The sequence below is a fragment of the Marinobacter sp. genome, assembly GCF_041984545.1.
GTDB lineage: Bacteria > Pseudomonadota > Gammaproteobacteria > Pseudomonadales > Oleiphilaceae > Marinobacter.
The window spans coordinates 80,662-97,048 of the sequence record NZ_JBHIXV010000012.1 but is presented as its reverse complement, the minus strand read 5'-3'; the positions used below and the strand labels follow the sequence as shown (position 1 = coordinate 97,048).

The following is a 16,387-nucleotide window of genomic DNA, read 5'->3' as shown; positions in this document are numbered from 1 at the left end:
CGAGCCATGTCGCGGTTATTTTGCCAACTTCGGAGGCTGTTTTCACACAGCCTCCGGATGGCGCCCCTTTTTCATTGTGGAGTCAGCGCTTACTGCTTGCCGCTGACGAACTCCGGATAGGCTTCCATACCACACTCGGACAGATCCACGCCTTCGTACTCGTCCTCTTCGCTCACCCGCAGGCCCATGACGGCCTTCAGGATGCCCCAGACCACGAGGCTGGCAACGAATACCCAGACGAAGATGGTGATGGCGCCAACAATCTGGCCGGTGAAGGTGACGTCGCCGTTGGTGAGCGGCACCAGCAGCAGGCCCAGCAGACCACAGACACCGTGTACCGAGATGGCACCGACCGGGTCGTCGATCCGCAGCTTGTCCATGGTCACGATGCTCAGGACCACGAGTACGCCGCCGATGGCACCGAACAGAGTGGCGGTCAGGGCGCTCGGGGTGGAGGGCTCGGCGGTGATGGTCACCAGACCGGCCAGGGCGCCGTTGAGCAGCATGGTCAGGTCGGCCTTGCCAAACATCAGGCGAGCGGTGATCAGGGCCGCAACGGCGCCACCGGCAGCCGCCGTGTTGGTGTTCAGGAACACCATGGCTACGGAGTTGGCGCTGGCGATGTCGCCCAGTTTCAGGACGGAACCGCCGTTGAAGCCGAACCAGCCCATCCACAGGATGAACGTGCCCAGGGTAGCCAGCGGCAGGTTGGCGCCCGGGAAGGCACGGATTTCGCCGTTGGGGCCATACTTGCCCTTACGGGCGCCGAGCAGGAGTACACCGGCAAGAGCAGCCGCAGCACCGGCCATGTGCACGATACCGGAGCCGGCAAAGTCACTGAAGCCAAGGTCGCCCAGGGTGTACATGCCAAACACAGAGGCACCGCCCCAGGTCCAGGCACCTTCCATCGGGTAGATGAAGCCGGTCATGAAGACAGCGAACACCAGGAAGGCCCACAGTTTCATACGCTCGGCCACGGCACCAGACACGATGGACATGGCGGTGGCAACGAACACGACCTGGAAGAAGAAGTCAGAAGCGCCGGAGTAGATGGAACCACCCTCAAAGCCGTCTTCACGGCCGGCGAAGTCGCCCAGCACCGCAGCGGTATCTACGTCGGCAATGCCGGACAGGAAGATGTTGCCGCCGTACATGATGGCGTAGCCGCACACCAGGTACATGATGCAGGAAATGGCAAACAGTGCCACGTTCTTGGTCAGGATTTCTGTGGTGTTCTTGGCTCGCACCAAGCCGGATTCGAGCATGGCGAAGCCAGCTGCCATCCACATGACTAATGCGCCGCACACCAGAAAATAAAAGGTGTCTATAGCGTACTGCAGGTGAAAGATATTGCTTTCCATTTGAAGCCCTCCGCACGAGGCTTTTCAGGTTTAGAATTTTTTGCGTTGGCTGTTCTGCGTCAGAACTGGTTCACACCGCTTCTTCGCCGGTTTCGCCCGTCCGGATCCGGATGGCCTGTTCCAGTTCGGTTACAAAGATCTTGCCGTCACCGATCTTGCCGGTGTTGGCCGCCTTGGTAATGGATTCGATGACCTGGTCGAGCAGGTTGTCGCCGATGGCAACCTCCACCTTGACCTTGGGCAGGAAGTCCACCACGTATTCCGCGCCACGATAGAGTTCTGTGTGGCCTTTCTGCCGACCGAAGCCTTTGACTTCAGTGACGGTTACGCCTTGCACGCCAATCTCGGATAGTGCCTCACGGACATCATCCAATTTGAAAGGCTTGATGATCGCTGTCACAAGTTTCATTGCTTTCTCCTTGGTAAAGCCGTCCCAACATTGAGGGCCCGTCGGCCGTTTGTTGAGTTCGGGATGCTGCCACCTCGCACACCAATTGTGCGGATTGCGTACGAGAGCTTTAGCATCGGGTATGCCAACGCAAAAAAATTCATTAAAAACAACAATATGGTTCGCGGCTGTCCCAGAATGGCGCAAAGTTGTGCACCAAAATGAAGCGCGACTCCCGGGCGTGAGCCAAATTAGAGCAGGCTTTGCCCGGTCGGTGCGCAGTATACCGCCGACCGGCTACAGTATGGCAGTAGCTGCGGTGTGATACACTCCCAGCGTTAGGTCAATCGTCGTCCCATCCGGTGAGATCCGGGACAGCGTGGAACGGCTCACAGGGGAATTAAGCGAGGTTACAAGTGAAAGGTCCACAAGATATTTTTGCCCAGCTGCAGGGCCAGTTCGGCCAGTTTGTTCCCGACATGGCCCGCGCCGCCCGGGAAGATTTTGAAACCCAGGCCCGTGCCGCTGTCATGGCCGTGCTCTCCCGCCTGGAGCTGGTAACCCGCGAAGAATTCGACGCCCAGCAGGCGGTACTGATGAAAACCCGCGAAAAGGTCGAAGCCCTCGAAAAGCGGGTGGCGGAACTGGAGAAGGCCCGGGCCGCAAACTGAGTTAGGGGCCCGGCAGGATGCCGGGCCAGTTATTGAATTACCGACCAGGGAAGGTTGTCATGCTAGCGATTGTCCATTCGCGCGCCATCATCGGCGTGTCCGCGCCTGCGGTTACCGTAGAAGTCCACCTCTCCGGAGGCCTGCCCGCACTGTCTATCGTCGGGCTTCCGGAAACCGGCGTCCGGGAAAGCAAGGAGCGAGTGCGAAGCGCCCTGCTCAACGCCGGCTTCGAGTTCCCGGCCCGACGCATCACCATCAACCTGGCCCCCGCTGATCTGCCCAAGGAGGGCGGCCGTTTCGACCTGCCCATTGCCCTCGGCATTCTGGCGGCCTCCGGCCAGATACCGGCCGAGAGTCTGACCGGCTGTGAGTTTATCGGTGAACTGTCCCTGGACGGTGCCCTGCGAGCGGTCAAGGGCGTGCTGCCTGCGGTGTTGGCGGCACGGGACGATGAGCGGGCGCTGCTGGTGCCGAAAGCCAACGCCGGTGAGGCGTCCCTCGCCAGCCGGGATGATGTACTGGCCGCCGGTCATCTGCTGGCGGTGTGTGAACACCTCAGTGATCGGGCCCGACTGGTGCCGGTGGCGAGTTGTTCGTTGGCCCGGGAAGCGCCGTCGGACGGCCCGGACCTGTCAGAGGTCCGGGGGCAGCGTGTGCCCCGCCGGGCACTGGAAGTGGCGGCAGCCGGGGGCCACAATCTGCTGTTTTTCGGGCCACCAGGGACCGGCAAAAGCATGCTTGCCAGTCGACTGCCCGGCATCCTGCCCGCGCTGGAAGACGCGGCCGCCATGGAAGTGGCCAGCGTGCATTCTGTCGCAGGGTTGCCGGTGCGTGAGGGTCGTTGGCGTGAGCCGCCATTCCGGTCGCCCCATCACACCGCCTCTGCCGTTGCCCTGGTGGGTGGTGGTAGCAGCCCTCGACCGGGGGAAATCTCGCTGGCCCATCGTGGCGTATTGTTTCTTGACGAGCTGCCGGAGTTCGAGCGTCGGGTGCTGGAGGTGCTCCGGGAGCCGATGGAGACCGGAGAGATTGCCATCAGTCGCGCGGCGCGGCAGGTCCGGTTCCCCGCCCGATTCCAGGAAAACGCTCAAGTATGATGAATAATAGGATCTCCTTTCTTTTGTGGTGGCTGAAGCCCGAATCGGCCATTGATTTGCTCCAGCGAATTGCCTCCGATCTACAGAGTATCCTTCCGTCATTCAGGACCAGAGTGATTCCGCACAGCCAAATTTTCAGGTTGATCTGATAGAATCGGGCACCTGAGTGAGGGTGGTGCTAAATGTCCGCCAGCAACGATTTTTAGAACCTGTCCGTGAAAAAACAGTACTCCGCTTATTCCTGTTAGAAGGGGTTTCGCGGTGATCTTCTCCGTATGAAAGATCGGCTAGAGAACCAGTGAATGACTAAAGCTATAGAAAAAGACTTTCCTTTCGAGCAGGTGGACTACATCGCTGAAAAAGAAAGCTGGCGGAAAGAGATTTATCGGCCTATCTACTCGATCCACAAGTGGTGGGCAAAAAGGCTTGGTAGTGTGTTTCGGGCAATTGTATTGGGCTCTGTTCTTGACCGAGAAGAGGAGATTTGGGACCACTTCTACGACCCGGCATGCTTCAAAGGGAAAGTGGTCTTGGATCCGTTCATGGGTAGCGGTACCTCTCTAGGCGAGGCAGCCAAATTAGGGATGAAGCCTATAGGCTGTGACATTAACCCTGTGAGCACTTTCATCGTTCGACAGGCCCTCACTAGGGTTTGCCAGAATGAGCTTAAAGCAGCCCTTGAGGCGATTGAGCGGGACGTAGCTCCCGAGATCAAACATTTTTACAGGACGCTCGATACAGACGGTACTGAGTGTGAGGTGCTGTACTATTTTTGGGTGAAGCTTGTTGAGACCCCAGATAGTGAAACAATTCCGCTGTTTTCAAACTATGTTTTCAGTAAGAACGCATACGCTAGTCGGAAGCCACAAGCCAAAATAGTGTGTCCATCTTGTTGGTCCATTTTGGAGGCGAGATATGACTCTACTTGTGAGGAATGTCCCAGTTGCGAACACGAGTTCAATCCGCAGCGAGGATCGGTCACGGGGCAATATGTAACCGACTCAAAGGGTAATCGGCATAAGATCAAAGAATTGGTTAAAAACTCTGGCAAGCCTCCCGCTCATCGAATGTATGCGATCCTTGCGCTGAGGCCGGACGGACAAAAGGTCTACATAGCGCCCACCGAGTTCGACAAAGAGCTTTTCCGAGAAACTAAGGAGAAGCTGAATGAACTAGACCTGCCTTTGCCTGATATGGGTATCCGGGACGGCCACAACACGAAGCAAGCTAAGTCCTATAATTATTTGAATTGGAAAGATTTTTTTAATGAAAGGCAGTTGCTCTGTCTTGGGTTGCTTTTAAGGCGGATTCTCCGGATTGAAAAAAAAGATATCAGAGAAGCTTTCCTTTGTTTGTTCTCAGGGACCCTTGAGTTCAACAATATGTTCTGTAGCTTTAAAGGAGAGGGCACCGGCGCCGTAAGGCATCTTTTTTCACATCACATTCTCAAGCCTGAAAGAATCCCGCTGGAGAATAACGTATGGGGTACATCAAAGAGCAGTGGCTCTTTCACGTCGCTTTTTCGAAGCCGGCTAATCAAGGCTAAGGAATACCTCGATTCACCATTTGAAATTGCACCAAAGGGCGAGACAACTACAGGCAAAGTTTTCACGGGCGATCCCTTAGACCTCAATATCGTGGACAGCTTTGAGGAGTTTGCTGGCTCGGAAGCGCAGTCAGCGTTGATCCTTAACGGTGATTCAGCAAGGCTACCTATCCCCAATGAATCCGTTGACGCCGTTATCACAGACCCGCCCTATTTCGACTTCATCCACTACAGCGAGCTCAGTGACTTTTTTTATGCATGGTTAAAACCAGCCTTGACGGACTGGTATCAGTATTTTTCGCCCGCGACTTCCGGTGCTGACGGTGAGGTCCAACAAAAAGACCCGTTCGATTTCGCTAGAAATCTTGGAAGCGTCTTTCAGGAATCGCATCGTGTATTGATCCCTGATGGCGTCTTGGTGTTCAGCTTTCACCATTCGCGTGCAGAGGGGTGGCTCGCCATATTTGACGCCATACGTCTCGGTAATTTCACCTTAGTAGCAAGCCACCCAGTGAAAGCCGAGATGGCTGTCAGCTCACCGAAAAGCGGTACAAAGGAGCCAATAAACCTTGATGCCCTGCTTGTTTGCAAAAAGGTTATTAATGAGAAACCTCAAAAAATTTCCATTGGTGACGTTCTAAACAAGACCGCTCAATTAATTTCAAGAATGGCAAAAGTCGAGAGAAATCTGTCATCCGGCGATGTCAAAGTCATTCTCGCATCTCAGCTCTTAGTTTTCGCGGCGAGAAAAGGCTTGTCACGAGCCAAAGTTGAGGAGTTTCTTACCGAGATCTTCTCTTCTTGCCCGTCTCAAATTCTGACCCAAGGCTTCAGATCCTCTGAAGAACCTCAAATTGAGTTTTCATTCAAATAATGACAAGGAGCGAACCGTGTCCTCAGTGATAGATGTATTTTACGCCTGTGCGGATGCTGTAGTACGTGGAGAGTTGATTTCCCGCGAGTCGAAAAGAGATAAGGAATTTCATTTTCAAGATTGGTTCGGAAAGCGCTTAGATGAGCTGAACGCGCACTACGATGTTGCCGGGCGAAATACCTATCCAGATTACCCCTTAGTAATGAGACCAGAGGGGTACGAGATCAAGGGGCTGGCTTACCCGGGGCGCGAGGCCAGCTATGATGCAAACAGCCAGATGCCGACCGGACTTCACAATGGAAGAAGGATCTTCTACGTTTTTGGCAGATACCCCGTAACCGACGAAAACGAGTACGCAGTACATGATCTTGTAATCTGCGACGGAGACTTTCTGAATGCGGACCATGATTATGTCCACAAAAACAAGCATGTGAAAGGTTTCGGGACCTATGGCGATATTATGATTAGGGACCGGAAGATGTATGTGGCCCCTACTCCTTTCGGATTGGTAGAAAATCTTGAAAGACAGGTAACCCTAATACTGCCAGAGTCAGAGGAGGTAGATGACCGGCTTCAAGTTGCAGGTGAGCTCATTCGGACAGAGGCTCAGAATCTAGTGGTGGGTTACAAGTTCGACTTACAAACCAATCAAATTCAAGCAGATACGGTTCCTAATCCTAATGCCGGGAGGGAGCATCGGTTCGTGGCGTATCGAATACAGGGTGACAGAGGCCCTTCAGTACGGATGAAATAAAAGTATAAGCGACACAATTAAAGGGCTGACTCATACAGCCCTTTAATCAATCGTGAGACAAATATATTTCTGAGAAATACTCAGAATTTCATTAGCTGTTTGAGCTTCTATTTCTGCTTCAAGAACTGAGTGATATGCAGAAAAAACAAAGAAATTGCGTATCCTCCTATTTTCCGTGATTATAGTTTTCGCAATCTCCTTGTTAAACAAAACGGGAAGACCTTTCTCGTTATTTATGCCAGTCCAATCTCGTAGCACCTTTTCTGCAATTATTTCTGATTCAATTTCTATTTGAACAGCTTCGTCTAACTCGCCAATCGACGTAATAAAATAGTTTTTGTGACTCTCGTAGTTGCCTTCGTCGAACCAAAAAACATGTTTCGATGAAAAAGCAATTTTTAGATCTTTAATTCTTTCCAAAACAGAAAAATATTTACCGTTATTGATTGTATGTGCTAGGAAGCTAATTTGGTGATCTAGTTCTATCCAGTGGAATCCATTTTTCTCGTTAATAAGTTGTGTTATTGTCATTTAAAAGTTTCCATTATTTTGTATTAAAAGGGTATACTCAAACCGAACCATTTTTTGATTAATGAATTCATGGTTCGATTTTATTTATTTTAATTTAAAACGAACTGCCAAATAAAAACGACTTAAAAAGAACCGGGGTATATCAATGTTTGTTAGAGCATATCTAAGGGCTTCAACAGAAGAACAAAACGCTGAACGAGCACTCCACCAATTAGATAATTTTGCAATTGCAAACAATTTTCGGATCGCATCCTACTATATTGAAAATGAGTCAGGGGCAAGTCTGCAACGCCCAGAGCTTTTCCGGTTGTTGAGGGAATGCCAAAAAGGTGATGTGCTTTTGGTTGAGCAGGTTGACCGTCTCTCAAGGCTCAGTTTCGAAGATTGGGATAAGTTAAAAGATGAGATTAAAAGCAGAGGAGTTCGTGTAGTGGCCTTAGACTTACCAACATCATGGGAGCTGTTGGAGGTCTCTGAAGACTTAAATTCGAGAATTAAAGATGCATTTAATTCTATGATGCTTGACGTCTTGGCTGCTGTGGCCCGTAAGGATTATGAGGATAGACGGCGGCGTCAGGTGCAGGGAATTGAAAAGGCAAAGAAAGCAGGGAAATATCGAGGTAGGAGGGAAAATAAAGAGCGTAATCGGAAGATTTATGATCTTTTGTTAAAGGGCCTGTCTTGGTCCGAGATTTGTGAGCTGACAGGCGCTTCTCGCTCCACACTGAGTCGAATTAAAAAGACGTATTCAGTTAGCTAGCTCTTTGTCCGAGTGGTAGAAAGATTTGTTTTGTCCCACTCAATAACATCAAAGTGATCATTTAAAATCTGTTTGGAAATATACTCCGATATGCCAACGTTGTCATAAATTAATCTGATCCACTTCGGGTTCTTGTCAAACAAATTAAGTTCATCGGTGGCGGCAGATTTATCGGCGGACCTCCACGCATTTTTAATGCACCTTTTAAGGTAATTAACGTTTGCATGTTCTCTATTTTTTATTCGGCTTAAAGGGCATTTTAAAGCTATATGTATGTGGTAATTTTCACAATCAGTGTTCTTTTCTATCGCTGATATTTGACTAATAGATTTTGATGATCTTGAGCCAAATAATTCGTTGTTTAGTTTTTTGATGAATTTATCCAGCGATTTCCTCGCATGTTCTTTGCTTACTTTGTTTTTGAAATGTAAAGTAATAAAAAAGTCGAAATTGTTTTTCGAAATAAATTGTGATGTTTCTTTAAATAATTTTTGTTTGTTCATTTTATTATATTATTGTTTTTATTTTGTTTTATCTTATTTTAATTAATGTTTTGTGCACAGTAAAACCACGCTTTGAATGCGTTTTTTTTCGATTCATTTCTTTAAGCAGTCGACTAAATCGTTAAGGCTTAATTTTCTAAAAATGAATATTGATCTAAGTTTTTTAATAAATCATTTAAAACTGTTATTTTATGTTCTCATGTTTTCTTTTTTTGTCAAGTCTATTCGTTTGGATGTTTGAAATAAGACTCGTGATCATCGTTATTTATTAATTTATGTATAAGATGTTCTTCGGTATAACCTGTCGCCCTTTCTCCTTTTCTGTCAACAGCAGCATACATTGACTCAGGCTTGACCCATTCAAGTTGATCGCTATCTTCATCAAAGATTTCGTAAGCAGGTGTGGTTATTTTGAGGATGTAACAATTATGCCTCGTTGATCTCCTCAACAGCTCTATAGTGGGGTTGTCTGGTGGCAGAGAGTTCACTTTGAGTTTTTTCTTGTAAACGTTTAATCGGAAGCTAGTCTTTTTTAAGCGCTCTCTATATAGAATTGGGTCTTTGATAATATCGTCAATCTGACTATTTGTTGATTCCATAATTTGGTCACTGATTGCTGGGTGACTTGGAGCCTCGCCGATTAAAGTTTCTTCGATTTGACTGATCTGAGATTCAATATCATCTTTCTCTTTTTTTATTAATTTTAGTTTGTCAATAATAATTCTTTCGCCTTCCAATTCCATAAGTGCGTTTGTAAGCTTTCTTATTTGATCTTCTTTTTCTTGTTTTTGTATTTTTAGTTCATCTATTTTCTGAGAGAGATTGTTAATATTTTGGTTGTAAACGTTTGCTGATAAGGCGATAGGAATTCCCCAGTGAAGTACATATTTAAAAACTTCATAAGGCCAAGTTGTGTTGTTGTCGCAAAACTCTATTCCACGCTTTAGATAAGTTGAGCAGTTAGAATATATTATTGTATTTCCGTTATGTTTTTTTCTTCGAAAGTAAAATCGAGAGTTGCATTTATCGCAAACTACAAGTCCGGAAAGATGGTAAGTTTGCTCCGGAGACATCTTTTTAGATCGTTCTTTTAGTCGGATTTGCAATTGGTAAAAAGTTGAAGAATCAATAAGAGGTTCGAAGACGTTAGGAATTATTTCACCCTTGGTTTGCCATTCTCCTATGAGCGCTCGATTCTTAAACCAACGCTTCAATGTTGACGGATGTTTTTCTTTTAGTATTGGGTATTCGTTCATTAATTCTTGAATTACCTTTCTTGGCCCTCGTCCTGACAAATATAGATCCACACACGCTTTTACGATTTCAGCATTTTCAGGTATTAAAGTTCCCTCTTTGGTTAGCCAGAATGGTGTGTGTTTGCTAATCTTTCCGCCAGATCTTGCTTTGATTCTTTTCTTTTCATATCCGGTGAGTACACGGGAAGATAGTATTTTGGAATATTCGTGAGCTTGCTGAATTTTCCCAATCAGAAAATATATCGAACTTGGATTCTGATTGAAGTCCTCGATTGAATACTCTCTATTATCTTCGAGAGTAACAATAATTACGCCTGCGGATATTATCTGTTTCAAGATGTCGAACATATCCCACATTTGCAAACGGCCTATTCGATCAATCGCTTCAACCAAAATGTAATCCCCTGCACGGATGTGGTTGCCGCTGATCGCTTCTAGTATTTGTCCTAGGCCGTGATTGAGGTGCGCCCCTGTGTAGCCACTCTTGCCAGTATCGTTCCTTGAGAACCTTGATAGCTTTACGTCCGGATGTTGTGCCAGCCACTTGTCAATGTTTTCTTGCTGACGTTCTAAAGAGGACCCTTTTTTCTGGTGAATTGCGGAAAATCGTGTGTAAGAAATAGCCTGTGGCATGGGAGCTCCTATGGTTCATCAATATTGAGCATTATATCAGGTGGTGGGCGCCATGAATCCCTGTCCCTGTGGCTACAGCGGTCATCCCAGCATCGAGTGCCAGTGTAGCCCTCAGCAGGTCATTCGCTATCGCTCGAAAATTTCCGGCCCACTGCTGGATCGCTTCGACCTCCATGTTGAGGTGCCAGTGCAGGGTGGCAGTGTGCTGATGTCCCAGGGGCGCGACGGGGAGAGCAGTGCCTCTGTGCGCGAGCGCGTTTCGGCGGCCCGGCAGCGTCAGACGCAGCGGGGCTGTCTGAACGCAAATCTGGCGGGCCGTGATCTCCAGGCAGCCTGTCGGCTTGATACCAGAGGGGAGCAGCTGTTGTCCGCGGCCATGGAGCGCTTGGGTCTCTCGGCCAGGGCCCTGCACAGAATACTCAGGGTTGCCAGAACGCTTGCCGACCTGGAGGGCTGTGAGGAGCTGGCGCACAGCCATCTGGTCGAGGCCCTTGGCTATCGTAATCTGGACCGGCAACAGGGCGGGCAGTCCGTGGTCTCCGCCTGATGCGCGCCACTCTGGTAAACTGGTAGTAACTCTCGATGAACAACTCCCGCTGCCTGCGGTTAAGGATTGCAGATGACTGACCAGAACAACCCGCAAGATCCGAAAGACACGGCCGCGGAATCGCCGGTTACCACGCGTCGCGGTGTGCGAAGCTTTGTGCTGCGCCAGGGCCGGATGACTGAAGGTCAGAAAAAAGCCTTTGAGCGTAGCTGGCCCAAATACGGCCTGACCCGTGAGCACGGCATGATCGACCCTCGCGAGGTATTCGGCCGCGATAACATGCTGAACCTCGAAATCGGGTTTGGCATGGGGAAATCACTGGCGGACATGGCCGAGGCCTCCCCGGAGCAGGACTTTATCGGCGTTGAAGTACACCAGCCCGGCGTCGGCGCACTGCTCAAGGAGATCGAGGACCGGGGCCTGGAGAACGTCCGGATCTACAGCATCGACGCCAACGACGTTATTGATCTGTGCCTGCCCGACGCCTGCCTGGACAGGGTGATGGTGTTCTTCCCGGACCCCTGGCACAAGAAACGTCACCACAAGCGCCGGCTGATCCAGCATGAGTTCGTCCAGCGCGTCCGTCACAAGCTTCGGGTCGGGGGCATACTCCACCTGGCAACGGACTGGGAAAACTATGCCGAACATATGATGGAGGTGATGAACGAGTCGGAGGGATTCGCCAACACCCAGGAATCCGGCGGCTACTCACCTCGTCCGGACGACCGTCCGATGACCAAGTTCGAGAAGCGCGGTGAAAACCTGGGCCACGGGGTCTGGGATCTGCTGTTCTATCGCACCAACTGATCCTTGTCCCGGTGGCCTGCTCAGGCGGGAGCCTACCTCGAGGGTGTGTCAGTCAGTGGTGGGCGAGGGGATGGCGCCGGGACGCCCGGATGATCACCAGGCCGGCTATGCCCAGGGTCAGGGCAGTAAACTTGATCAGCGCGCAAAGCGTCGCCGACAGGGTCATGGCATCCGTGGGCGGGTTCAGGTTGTTCAGCAACAGGATGTTTTCGGTCGCATCGCTCAGGCCCGCGGTGGTGAACAGGGCGCGCACCCATCGGGCACTCATGCGCTCACGAACGCCTGGGCGGTCCCGGGTAAAGTGGCGGGTAAGGTGGATCAGCGCCAGCATGTAAGCGGGAATAAAGAGGAAATCCACCCACAGGGAGATCCTCGCCCAGCCGATCCCGTCGGTTTGCCAGCTGGTGATAATGGCCTCGGCGTGATCGGCACTGCCGGCCAGCTGAAAGCTGACGATGCCCTGCGGTGCTGAGGCCGTCTGCAGGGGCTGGTTGATCAGCAGCAGCACCAGCAGCAGCACAGCGGAAACGCACAGGCTTGCTTTCAGGCCTGTGGGCAGGGCTGGCGCTGCGTGTGCGGGGTCCATTACAGAAAACGCTCCAACAGGCTGTTCAGATATCTCTGGCCAAGGTCGGTGGCCTGCAGCCGACCTTTTTCCAGCAATCCTTCCTTTCTCAATTGATCAAGTTTTACCCCAACTGTTGCCAGGGGTAAACCCGTGCGCTGTAAAAAAAGCGTCTCATCCACACCTTCACTCAGCCGCAGGGCGTTCATCAGAAACTCCAGCGGTCGTTCCTCCGGCTCAATCTCCGCAGTGCCGGCGGTGCGGCTGCCTATGCGGTTCAGGTAAGCCTCGGGTTGCCGGGTTTTCCAGTAGCGCTTGATACGGCCGTCAGCAAAACTGACCTTGCCGTGGGCGCCGGCACCGAGCGCCAGGTAGTCGCCGAAGGTCCAGTAATTAAGATTGTGGCGTGAAGCGCGATCGTTACGGCACCAGGCGGAGACTTCGTAGTCGCGATAGCCGTGCGCCCGGAGGAACCGGGCGCCCTGCTGGTAGATATCCCACAGGCGATCGTCGTCGGGCAGGGTTGGCGGTCGGCTGTAGAACTCGGTGTTCGGCTCGAGCGTCAGCTGGTACCAGGACAGATGAGGCGGCTCGTAGGCCAGGGCGGCCTCAAGATCACGGACGGCCTGCTCCGGCGTCTGGCCGGGCAGACCGTGCATAAGATCAATGTTGAAGTTATCGAATCCGGCCTGCCGGGCGGTCTCGATCGCCCGATGGGCGGAGTCGCTGTCATGGATTCGCCCCAGCACTGTCAGGTGGTCCGGGTCGAAGCTCTGCACACCAATCGAGAGCCGGTTGATGCCGGCCTTGCGAAAGGCCTCGAAGCGCCCGGCCTCCAGGGTGCCGGGGTTGGCCTCGAGCGTGATCTCGGCGTCCCGGGCCAGTGCCAGTTTTTCGCTCAGGCGGCCAAACAGCGCCTGGTAAAAGGCGCCACTCATCAGTGATGGCGTGCCGCCGCCGATAAATACGGTCGAGATCTCCCGCTCCGAAACCAGTGGCAGGTCCTGGTCCAGATCTTCCAGCAGCGCATCAAGATAGGCCGATTCCGGGAGGTCACCCTGCAGGGCGTGGGAATTGAAGTCGCAGTAGGGGCACTTGCGAATACACCAGGGGACGTGGATGTACAGACTCAAAGGTGGCCGCACGGCCTGCACCGGCATGTCAGCCACCGGCAGGAGAGCCCGCACGTAGCTGCTCCAGCAGCAACCTCAGGGCACGACCACGATGGCTGATGCGCCCTTTTTCTGCACGGGACAGTTCGGCGGCGCTGCAATTATGTTCCGGGGCCAGGAACACCGGATCGTAGCCAAACCCGCCGTCGCCCCGGGGCGCCCGTAAAATGGTCCCGGGCCAGCGGCCGTGGCAAATGATTGGGGTCGGGTCGTCGGCGTGCCGCAGGTACACCAGGACACAGTGGAACTGCGCGCCCCGGCGTTCGTCCTCCACCTCGGCCAGGGCCTCCAGCAGGGCCTGCACGTTGTCCTCGTCGGAGGCCTCATCTCCGGCGAAACGGGCCGAGCGGACGCCCGGCCGCCCGCCGAGGGCATCCACCGCCAGGCCGCTATCGTCGGCCAGGGCCGGCAGACCGGTAGCGCGTGCCGCATGCCGCGCTTTCAGGATGGCGTTCTCGACGAAGGTAACCGCAGGCTCATCGGCTTCGCCGACGCCCAGTTCGCCCTGGGCCACCGGGGTCATGCCCAGGGGCGCCAGTAGCTCCGTAAGCTCCGCAATCTTGCCCTTGTTGTTGCTGGCAATGACCAGTTTTTCCGTCATATCGTCTCAGTCGCTGAACAGTGTGTGAGCAAAACGCACGGCCAGGTCTTCCTGATAGCCGGTCGGGCGCGCGGTGATGTTGAACGTCATCAGTTCACCCGAGCTGTACTGGTACTCGGCAATGAAGTAAACAGATTCACCCTCCTGGATGCGGCGGAATGCCAGGAAATTTACCTGCTGGACATCGTTGGAAACCCGGCCTTCAACCTGGCCGGTCACCGGTGTCATGCCGCCGTTGCCGTTCTCCTTCATGATAGAGATATTGACGATGCCGATGCCCTTACTGCGCTGCAGATTGTTGGCCCTGGCCACTTCGGGAGCCAGAAACGTGCTTGGTAGCACGCTCCAGAGCACGGTGTAGTCGCCGAAATCCTTGGAGCCTGCCCGTGCGTGAAGGCTCAGCGACGCCAGAATCAGGGTCGCCAGAAGCGTGCATACGGTTGTAAAGCGTTTTGCAGTCATTGCTTGCTCTCCCGTGTTATGCGGTAAATGGCAATCTCTCCGAGCAGGTTCGGCCAGAGCCGCGCCAGCCAGCTGTTCTGGTGCTGGCCGTCCACCACCCGACGGCTCTTGATCCGGATGCCTTTCTGTCGGCACAGCGCCTCGAAGTCCTTGAAGGTACACAGCCGGATGTTGGGGGTGTTGTACCATTTATACGGCAGTGCCTCGGATTCGGGCATGCGACCGCTCAGGGTCAACCCCCAGCGTAGACGCCAGTGGGCAAAGTTGGGGAAAGTGACAATGCCTTCGCGGCCTACCCGCAGCATTTCGTCCAAGACCTTGTCTGGCCGCCGTACGGCCTGAAGGGCCTGGGTCATCAGAACAATATCGAAGCTGCCATCGTCAAAGTTGCCGAGCCCCTGGGTGTCCAGGTTCTGCTCAATCACAGCAACGCCCCGGCCCATGCAGGTGGTGATGTGGTCCGGGTTGATTTCCAGGCCAAAGCCACTGGCGCCCCTTTCCCGCTGCAGAAAGTCGAGCAGGGTGCCATCGCCGCATCCGAGATCGAGCACGTGCTGTCCGGGCTGAACCCACTGCTGGATGATCTGAAGGTCCGGTCTCATGCGCCCACCTCCCTGGCCACCCGATCCATGTAGGCGGTGAAAATATCGGTGTACCGCGGGGTTGGAATCAGGAAGGCGTCGTGGCCCCAGGGGGCATCGACTTCGGCGTAGCTGACTTTTCGACGGGCTGCAATCATGGCGTTGACCATTTCCTCCGAGCGGGCGGGAGTGAAGCGCCAGTCGGTGCTGAAGGACAGCACCAGGTATTCGCACCGGGCTGAGGCCAGCGCCTTCGAGAGGTCGCCGCCAAAATCGTAGGCGGGGTCGAAATAGTCCAGTGCCCGGGTCATCAACAGGTAAGTGTTGGCGTCGAAGGACTCGGAGAAACGCTCGCCCTGGTACCTCAGATAGCTCTCAACCTGGAACTCTGCGTCGTAGCCGAACTTGTAGGCCTGGTCTCGCAGCTCGCGGCCGAATTTTTCGCCCATTGAAGCGTCGGACAGATACGTGATGTGCCCCACCATCCGTGCCAGCATCAGGCCGCGGCGGGGGACAGTGTCATGGTCGTAGTAGCGCCCGTCGTGGAATTCCCGATCGGTGGTGATGGCCTGGCGGGCCACTTCGTTGAAGGCAATGTTCTGGGCGGTCAGCCTGGGGGTGGAGGCAATGACCACGGCGTGCCGGAGCCGGTCGGGGTAATCGAGGCTCCATTGCAGCGCCTGCATGCCGCCGAGGGATCCGCCGACAATGGCGGCCCAGCACTCAATGCCCAACCGGTCGGCCAGCAGAGCCTGGCTCTTCACCCAGTCGCCCACGGTGATAACCGGGAACTCCGGGCCGTAGGGTTTACCCGTGGCGGGATTGGTGCTGTTGGGGCCCGTGCTGCCGTGGCAGCCGCCCAGGTTGTTCAGGCTGACCACAAAAAAACGGTTGGTGTCGATGGGCTTGCCAGGGCCGATGCAGCTGTCCCACCACCCGGGTTTGCGGTCGTCGGTGGTGTGGTAGCCGGCGGCGTGGTGGTGCCCGCTCAGGGCATGGCAAATGAGCACGGCGTTGCTGGCGTCGGCGTTCAGTGTGCCGTAGGTTTCCACCACAAGGTCATAGTTTTCCAGGGTCTGGCCGCAAGCCAGATCGATGGGAGCGTCGAAATGATGAGTCTGAGGGGTGACAATCCCAACAGAGTCCGCAGGCAGGGAATCGGGCATCGGCGCGCGTGGTTCCTGGTTCGATCCGTAAGTGTCTGGAAAAGCAATGACAAAGCCATCGCCAGCCCAGCAGTTTAAAGCCGGGGCGGGATGGCTGCAACCGCCTGCAAGG

The 16,387-nt window shown here is 53.3% G+C and carries 16 protein-coding genes and 1 pseudogene; 7 read left to right on the top strand and 10 right to left on the bottom strand.

The features are described from left to right. Positions 1-89: 89 nt before the first annotated feature. Positions 90-1,361, bottom strand: a complete 1,272-nt coding sequence (locus ACFC20_RS07990) for an ammonium transporter (RefSeq protein ID WP_375192539.1) — start codon at positions 1,359-1,361, stop codon at positions 90-92. Between the two features lie 70 nt (positions 1,362-1,431). After that, positions 1,432-1,770, bottom strand: a complete 339-nt coding sequence (gene glnK, locus ACFC20_RS07985; protein ID WP_004578958.1) for a P-II family nitrogen regulator — start codon at positions 1,768-1,770, stop codon at positions 1,432-1,434. Positions 1,771-2,165: 395 nt separating this feature from the next. On the opposite strand from glnK, the gene ACFC20_RS07980 reads away from it, so the two are divergent. From ACFC20_RS07980 to ACFC20_RS07965, 4 genes and pseudogenes are all read left to right on the top strand, one after another. After that, positions 2,166-2,420, top strand: coding sequence for an accessory factor UbiK family protein (locus tag ACFC20_RS07980; protein ID WP_375192538.1), 255 nt, complete (start codon positions 2,166-2,168; stop codon positions 2,418-2,420). Positions 2,421-2,479: 59 nt separating this feature from the next. Further along, positions 2,480-3,499: pseudogene (locus tag ACFC20_RS07975) on the top strand (YifB family Mg chelatase-like AAA ATPase); the annotation flags it as partial. A 320-nt stretch (positions 3,500-3,819) separates the two neighbouring features. Continuing rightward, the gene (locus ACFC20_RS07970; RefSeq protein WP_375192537.1) at positions 3,820-5,937 is read left to right on the top strand and encodes a DNA methyltransferase; all 2,118 of its coding nucleotides are present in this window, start codon (positions 3,820-3,822) and stop codon (positions 5,935-5,937) included. Positions 5,938-5,953: 16 nt separating this feature from the next. After that, the gene (locus ACFC20_RS07965) at positions 5,954-6,691 is read left to right on the top strand and encodes a hypothetical protein (RefSeq protein ID WP_375192536.1); all 738 of its coding nucleotides are present in this window, start codon (positions 5,954-5,956) and stop codon (positions 6,689-6,691) included. Between the two features lie 42 nt (positions 6,692-6,733). On the opposite strand, the gene ACFC20_RS07960 is transcribed toward ACFC20_RS07965, so the two are convergent. Next, positions 6,734-7,222 carry a hypothetical protein gene (locus ACFC20_RS07960; protein WP_375192535.1) on the bottom strand — a complete coding sequence of 163 codons (489 nt, stop codon included), beginning with the start codon at positions 7,220-7,222 and terminating at the stop codon, positions 6,734-6,736. Positions 7,223-7,367: 145 nt separating this feature from the next. Between ACFC20_RS07960 and ACFC20_RS07955 the strand changes: the two genes are divergently transcribed. Beyond that, positions 7,368-7,982 (top strand): recombinase family protein, encoded by a 615-nt coding sequence (locus ACFC20_RS07955; RefSeq protein WP_375192534.1) that lies wholly within the window; start codon positions 7,368-7,370, stop codon positions 7,980-7,982. Positions 7,983-8,706: 724 nt separating this feature from the next. Here the strand turns inward: ACFC20_RS07955 and ACFC20_RS07950 are convergent. After that, on the bottom strand, positions 8,707-10,374 hold the full coding sequence (locus tag ACFC20_RS07950; RefSeq protein WP_375192533.1) for a recombinase family protein: 1,668 nt from the start codon (positions 10,372-10,374) through the stop codon (positions 8,707-8,709). A gap of 40 nt (positions 10,375-10,414) precedes the next feature. Here ACFC20_RS07950 and ACFC20_RS07945 point away from each other — a divergent pair, with 40 nt between their 5' ends. Both ACFC20_RS07945 and trmB read left to right on the top strand, forming a co-directional pair. Further along, on the top strand, positions 10,415-10,921 hold the full coding sequence (locus ACFC20_RS07945; RefSeq protein ID WP_375192532.1) for an ATP-binding protein: 507 nt from the start codon (positions 10,415-10,417) through the stop codon (positions 10,919-10,921). A 72-nt stretch (positions 10,922-10,993) separates the two neighbouring features. Then, entirely contained in the window at positions 10,994-11,728 is a 735-nt protein-coding gene (gene trmB, locus ACFC20_RS07940) for a tRNA (guanosine(46)-N7)-methyltransferase TrmB (RefSeq protein WP_091990413.1), read from the top strand. Between the two features lie 52 nt (positions 11,729-11,780). Here the strand turns inward: trmB and ACFC20_RS07935 are convergent, their stop codons facing one another. The 6 genes from ACFC20_RS07935 to ACFC20_RS07910 are packed head-to-tail and all read right to left on the bottom strand — an operon-like array spanning position 11,781 to position 16,275. Further along, on the bottom strand, positions 11,781-12,314 hold the full coding sequence (locus tag ACFC20_RS07935; RefSeq protein WP_375192531.1) for a hypothetical protein: 534 nt from the start codon (positions 12,312-12,314) through the stop codon (positions 11,781-11,783). Further along, complete coding sequence (hemW, locus tag ACFC20_RS07930; RefSeq protein WP_375192543.1) at positions 12,314-13,453, bottom strand: radical SAM family heme chaperone HemW; 1,140 nt, start codon at positions 13,451-13,453, stop codon at positions 12,314-12,316. The genes ACFC20_RS07935 and hemW overlap by 1 nt, the downstream gene beginning before the upstream one ends. A 1-nt stretch (position 13,454) precedes the next feature. Continuing rightward, the gene (gene rdgB, locus ACFC20_RS07925) at positions 13,455-14,066 is read right to left on the bottom strand and encodes an RdgB/HAM1 family non-canonical purine NTP pyrophosphatase (protein WP_375192530.1); all 612 of its coding nucleotides are present in this window, start codon (positions 14,064-14,066) and stop codon (positions 13,455-13,457) included. 6 nt (positions 14,067-14,072) lie between these two features. After that, a complete protein-coding gene (locus ACFC20_RS07920) occupies positions 14,073-14,528 on the bottom strand; it encodes a DUF4426 domain-containing protein (protein WP_375192529.1) in 456 nt (151 codons plus the stop codon). Next, positions 14,525-15,130, bottom strand: coding sequence for a methionine biosynthesis protein MetW (gene metW, locus ACFC20_RS07915; protein WP_375192528.1), 606 nt, complete (start codon positions 15,128-15,130; stop codon positions 14,525-14,527). The genes ACFC20_RS07920 and metW overlap by 4 nt, the downstream gene beginning before the upstream one ends. Further along, the gene (locus ACFC20_RS07910; protein ID WP_375192527.1) at positions 15,127-16,275 is read right to left on the bottom strand and encodes a homoserine O-acetyltransferase; all 1,149 of its coding nucleotides are present in this window, start codon (positions 16,273-16,275) and stop codon (positions 15,127-15,129) included. The genes metW and ACFC20_RS07910 overlap by 4 nt, the downstream gene beginning before the upstream one ends. Between the last annotated feature and the right edge of the window lie 112 nt (positions 16,276-16,387).